2 protein-coding genes are annotated in these 1649 nt (G+C 65.3%); both read left to right on the top strand.

Going from position 1 to position 1649, the window contains the following annotated elements; translation table 11 throughout:
* Positions 1–659, top strand: a 659-nt coding sequence (locus AHiyo1_RS11680) for a siderophore-interacting protein (RefSeq protein WP_148667561.1), incomplete at its 5' end; no start/stop codon positions are given.
* Positions 660–925: 266 nt separating this feature from the next.
* On the top strand, positions 926–1649 hold a 724-nt coding region (locus tag AHiyo1_RS11675; RefSeq protein WP_059388675.1), incomplete at its 3' end, for an SGNH/GDSL hydrolase family protein.

Raw genomic sequence — 1649 nt, 5'->3', positions numbered from 1 at the left:
CCGCCGCCAACTGGGCGCTCGCCGCGAAGCCGGGGGATTCGATCACCATCATCGGCCCGAACAACCGGGCAGCCCATTGCGTCACCGCCGAAACGTATTCCGGCATCGAATGGCGTCCCGGCTTGGCGCAGCGGGTCCTTCTTGCGGGCGACGAAACAGCCGTCCCCGCCATTGGCGCGATCCTGGAGTCCTTGCCCGCGGAAATCACAGGGCATGCCTTCCTTGAGGTACCCGAGGCCGGGGATTTCCAAGACTTCGACACAGACGCCGACATCGAAATCACGTGGCTCGCGCGGGGCACGGCCCTCGGCCGGTCCCGGCCCCACGGCGAGTTGCTGCACGAAGCCGTACGCGGAGCTGTACCCGTCCCCGGTTGGGTGGGGATCATCTCGCTCGATGGCGCCGCCGGCCCCGAGCCCGAAGATGTCAACGTGGACCGGGGCATCTTGTGGGAAACCCCGCTGCGCATGGACACGGCCGCGATCGAAGCGAGCCGCAACCCAGGACTTCCCTCGGGCGCTTTGCCGTTCTACGCCTGGATCGCAGGCGAGGCAGGAGTCATCAAAGAGTTGCGCCGGTACCTGGTCCGAGATGTGGGGATCGACCGGAAGCAGGTGGCGTTCATGGGCTACTGGCGCAAAGGGAAAGCCGAACTCTAACCCGCCCCCTCCGACGCGGCTCACATATATCGTCCTTTTCGCCGACGCTCGCTCACATGTGCGGCCAAAACCGGGAACGCTCGCTCACGTCAGGTGAGCGGGCGTCTGGCCGAAAGGGGCTATAGGTGAGCGGGGGTTCGCCCGAAACGCGCCGTAAGTGAGCGGGCGTTCGGCCAGAATGCCCTATAGGTGAGCGAGCGTCGAATTAACCTGGGCTTTGCCGGCGGGCAACCGGGCGGGGCTACGCTGGCGTGGTGGCTGGGAACGTGCTTGATGCTGACCAGAACGGACGACGGCGGTTTGTTGCCTTGGGCGATTCTTTCACCGAGGGCGTGGGGGACCGGAACGAGGCCCTGCCGAACGGCGTCCGGGGCTGGGCCGACCGCGTCGCCGAGAAACTGGCCAAGGCCGAACCTGGCTGGGAGTATGCCAATCTTGCGGTGCGGAGCAAGCGGCTCCGTCACATCGTCGACGAGCAATTGGACCGTGCCCTGGCCATGGAACCCACGCTCATCACGCTCTACGCCGGCGGAAACGACATCCTGGACTTCGGCACGGACATGGACATCCTCATGGCCGAGTACGAAAGGCTCGTGGCCCGCCTCGCATCCACGGGGGCCACCTTGGTCTTGTTCACGGGGTACGACGTCAAGGTCTCGGCCGTGCTGGAACCCTTCAAGAAGCGGAATGCCCTCTACAACGAGCGCGTCCGCGAGCTGGCCGCCAAGTACGGGGCCGTGCTGGTGGATTATTGGTGCCTTGACGCTTACCACGACCGCCGGATGTGGGCTTCGGACCGCCTTCACATGTCCAAAGCCGGGCACAAATATATGGCCTCGCAGGTCCTGGATCACCTCGGCGTCCCGCATAAGTTCTCGCCCAAAGACTGGGAACCGCCGCAGCGCCTCAAGTTGCGCGACTGGGAACGCCGTCAGCGCCGCTGGGTGAACGACTGGGTGCTGCCGTTGTTTGGCCGGAAGCTTCGCGGCG

The organism is Arthrobacter sp. Hiyo1 (assembly GCF_001263615.2).
In the GTDB taxonomy this organism is placed as follows: Bacteria; Actinomycetota; Actinomycetes; order Actinomycetales; family Micrococcaceae; genus Arthrobacter.
This window is presented reverse-complemented; position numbering and strand designations above follow the sequence as displayed.